This window comes from Rhodobaculum claviforme (genome assembly GCF_016653255.1).
Classification (GTDB): domain Bacteria; phylum Pseudomonadota; class Alphaproteobacteria; order Rhodobacterales; family Rhodobacteraceae; genus Rhodobaculum; species Rhodobaculum claviforme.
The window spans coordinates 1-3,563 of record NZ_NHSD01000237.1; the positions used below are offsets into that span (position 1 = coordinate 1).

Annotated in this window: 4 protein-coding genes; 3 read left to right on the forward strand and 1 reads right to left on the reverse strand. The window is 68.4% G+C overall.

Annotated elements, in window-relative coordinates:
- The 3 genes from crtI to CCR87_RS08565 form a co-directional block, all read left to right on the forward strand.
- A partial coding sequence (gene crtI / locus CCR87_RS08555) for a phytoene desaturase family protein (RefSeq protein ID WP_201157113.1) occupies positions 1–1,016 on the forward strand: 1,016 nt, incomplete at its 5' end.
- Positions 997–2,061, forward strand: coding sequence for a phytoene/squalene synthase family protein (locus CCR87_RS08560; protein WP_081728747.1), 1,065 nt, complete (start codon positions 997–999; stop codon positions 2,059–2,061). The genes crtI and CCR87_RS08560, both read left to right, overlap by 20 nt.
- Before the next feature lie 133 nt (positions 2,062–2,194).
- Positions 2,195–2,401, forward strand: coding sequence for a hypothetical protein (locus CCR87_RS08565; protein ID WP_027289290.1), 207 nt, complete (start codon positions 2,195–2,197; stop codon positions 2,399–2,401).
- Here the strand turns inward: CCR87_RS08565 and CCR87_RS08570 are convergent.
- Positions 2,369–3,355: a carotenoid 1,2-hydratase gene (locus CCR87_RS08570; protein ID WP_244880654.1), complete on the reverse strand. Its 987-nt coding sequence runs from the start codon at positions 3,353–3,355 to the stop codon at positions 2,369–2,371. The genes CCR87_RS08565 and CCR87_RS08570 overlap by 33 nt on opposite strands.
- Positions 3,356–3,563 lie beyond the last annotated feature (208 nt).

A 3,563-nucleotide genomic window follows, 5' to 3' on the forward strand; every position in this document is an offset into this window, starting at 1 on the left:
ATCTGATGCGCCTGCGCGGCGACCGCAGCGTCTATCAGACGGTCAGCCGCTACGTGAAGGACGAGCGGCTGCGGGTCATGCTGTCGTTCCATCCGCTCTTGATCGGCGGCAACCCCTTCCATGCCAGTTCGGTCTATTGCCTGATCTCCTATCTGGAACGGCACTGGGGTATCCATTTCGCGATGGGCGGCACCGGCCGGCTGGCCAGCGGTCTCGCGAAGCTGGTGGAGGGGCAGGGCAACCAGATCCGCTATCACGCGCAGGTCGAGGAGATCGAGGTTGCGGACGGCCGGGCGACCGGTGTGCGCCTTACGACCGGCGAGCGCATTCCCGCCGAGATCGTCGTCTCCAACGCCGACAGCGCCTACACCTACCGCCGGATGCTGCCGCCGCAGGTCCGCAAGCGCTGGACCGACCGCAAGCTGGACCGCGCGCGCTACTCGATGAGTCTGTTCGTCTGGTACTTCGGCACCAAGCGACAGTACTCGGAGACGGCGCACCATACGATCCTGCTTGGCCCGCGCTACAAGGAGCTGATCGAGGACATCTTCGAGCGCAAAATCCTGGCCGACGACTTCTCGCTGTATCTGCACCGGCCGACCGCGACCGATCCGTCGCTGGCGCCGGACGGCTGCGATAGCTTCTACGTGTTGTCGCCGGTGCCGCACATGGATGCCGGGATCGACTGGTCGCAGCAGGCGCAGGCGTATCGCGCGCGGATCGCGGATTTCCTGGAGCGCACCGAGTTGCCGGGCCTGCGCGAGAACATCGTGTCCGAACACATGATCACGCCGCAGGATTTTCAGGACCGCCTGCTGTCCGAGCGCGGCGCGGCCTTCGGGCTGGAGCCGCGACTGACACAGAGCGCCTGGTTCCGCCCCCACAACAAGAGCGAGGACGTCGAGGGTCTATACCTCGTTGGTGCCGGTACCCATCCCGGTGCCGGTTTGCCCGGAGTCCTCTCGTCCGCTCGCGTGCTCGACCAGGTGGTGCCCGATGCCAGTGAATTCGCCTAGAGACGCAACCCTCCGCGCGGCCGATGCCGCAGCGGCGACGGCGGCGATCCGTACCGGATCGCGCAGCTTTCATGCCGCGTCGCTGGTGCTGCCGCGCCGGGTGCGGGAACCGGCGCGCGGGCTCTACGCTTTCTGTCGGGAAGCGGACGACGCCGTCGACACTCGCCCGGATCGCACGCGCGCGCTCGCAGAACTGCGCCAGCGCTTGCAGTGGATTTATGACGGTCGCCCAGGCAACAACGCCGCGGACCGGGCGTTTGCCGACGTGGTCGCCGCCTATGCGATCCCGCAGACCTTGCCCGAAGCGCTGTTGGAAGGCTTCGCCTGGGATGCCGAGGAGCGGCGTTACCGCACGATTCAGGATCTGCGCGCCTATGGCGCCCGGGTTGCCGGGGCGGTCGGCGCGATGGTCGCAATGCTGATGGGCGCGCGCCAGGCGGAGGTCGTCTCGCGGGCCACTGACCTCGGCGTGGCGATGCAGCTGACCAATATCGCCCGCGACGTTGGCGAGGATGCGCGCCAGGGGCGCGTCTATTTGCCGATCGATTGGCTGGAGGCGGAAGGCATCGACGCTGACGCTTGGCTCGCCGACCCACGGTTTGGTCCGGGCGTCGCGCGGACGGTGGAACGGCTGCTAGCCCACGCGGAGGAGCTGTATCAGCGTGCGGAAGCTGGCATTCCCGCGCTGCCGGCTTCCTGCCGCCCAGGCATCACCGCCGCCAGCCGTCTGTACCGGGCGATCGGCCATCAGGTCGCCCGGCAAGGCCACGATTCCTTGTCCCGGCGGGCGGTTGTACCGGCGATGCGCAAGGTCGGGCTGATGGTCGACGCGTTGAAGGGGCCGATGCCGGTTGCGCACTACAGCGACTATCCCTGCTTGCCGGAGACCCGGTTCCTGGTTCAGGCCGTGCACGAGGCATTGCCCGCGCTGCACGGTTTCAAGCCGGACGCAGCGGATGCGTCCGCTCCCGTCGAAGAGGGCGCCGCGGCCTTCGTGATCGACCTGTTCATGCGTCTGGAGCAGCGCGACCAGGCACGCGGGTAGGCTCGATCCTGGCCGAAGCTTCGGGGCGGCCTATATCGCCTGGAGGGTGTGTTCCCGACCTTGCGTAGGGGCCTTCGCCGCTTGAAGGAGAGGGAATAGCCCCGTTCGTCCATCCGAACAGCGGAGACGCGCCATGGATGGCGGTTGGATTGTGCTGCTGGAGGGGATGACGGTCTTCGGGCTGTTGATCGGCTTCGGCATCTGGCAGTTGCGTTCGCTGAAAAAGATGGAGCGCGAAGATAAGGCCAAGGCGGCGGCCGAGGGACGGGAGGGCGAGTCCGCCTTCATCCGCTCCCGTGAACCCCGGTCAGGCGCGGATACGGGGCATTCGGAAGGGTAGCATCAGGCGCACGATCCGCGTGTCGAAGCGCGTCAACGACAGGCTTTCGTGCATCGCCCGCACCGGTTCGCCTGCCAGGTGCGTCTCGACCAGCGAGCGGGCGTAGAAGGGCGTGTCCTCCAGCGTCTTCGACACGCAGGCCCGATGGCCGGCATCGGCGCGGCCCTTGCGGCGGATGCGCCAGATCGATGTCGACGGCAGATCGTTGAGGACGGCGTTGTCGAACCGTTCGATCCCGCCATCTTTCCTGACGAGCAGGGACAGCGCGTGGTCGGAGCCGTCGCGGCGGAAGGTGTCGTAGGTGATCGCGGTGCCGCCGGAGGGCAGCGGGGCGCGCGCCCAGTCCCATTCCTGAAAACCGGCTTCGAGCGGTTCGTCGCCGCGGTTGCGGTCCAGGTAGCCGGTGCCGTGCCAGGACAGGGCCGGTTTGTTCAAGGCGACCGAAACCTCCGCCGTGGGGGCCATCGGCCACCAGTGGTGGCGATCCTGGTGATCGATCGCGAACTCCTGGGTCGTCATCGCGTGCGGGGTGACGCGCACGCGCCCTTGCACCGCGCGTGGCAGCGGCGCGGCGATCTCGTCGAGGTGGATGGTGAGCGTCCGGCCATCCCAGTGCAGCCCGCTGGGACCAACGGAGAAGTGCCGCGCGCCGCGATCGATGCGGGTGCGGCCACGTTCCGTCATCGCCCAGCGGTTCGGCCCCTCGCCGTAGAGGGCCACATTGATCGAGCAGTGGTTCAGCGGGTCCGCCGCGCCGCCGGGTGCGCGCTGTCGGGCCCAGGCGTAGTACGGCGAGAACACCGACCCGATGAAGGCGATGATGGTCAGGCCGTGCTGACCGTCGTCGCTCAGCGCGTCGACGTACCACCAGACGTAGCCGCCCGGCGCGACCGGCTGATCGAACCCGGGGCCGTCCGTGTTGGGTCGCTGATGCCCCAGTCCGCCAACAGGCACTCCGCCGCCAGACGCCCCGACATCGCCGCCATCGGCACCCCCGGACCCGGGTGCGCGCTGCCCCCCGCCAGGTACAGACCCGTCAGCCTGGTGCGGATCGGCGGACGCTGGAACGACGCCCGCCAGCCGTGACTCGCCCGTCCGTACAGCGCGCCGCCGGTCCCCGGGAACAGCCGGGCGAAGTCCTTCGGCGAGGTCACCGTGCAGG

Excerpts from the sequence above, each read along its gene's own strand:
- CCR87_RS08560 (WP_081728747.1), top strand. The coding sequence starts at position 997 with ATGCCAGTGAATTCGCCTAGAGACGCAACCCTCCGCGCGGCCGATGCC.
- CCR87_RS08565 (WP_027289290.1), top strand. The coding sequence starts at position 2,195 with ATGGATGGCGGTTGGATTGTGCTGCTGGAGGGGATGACGGTCTTCGGG.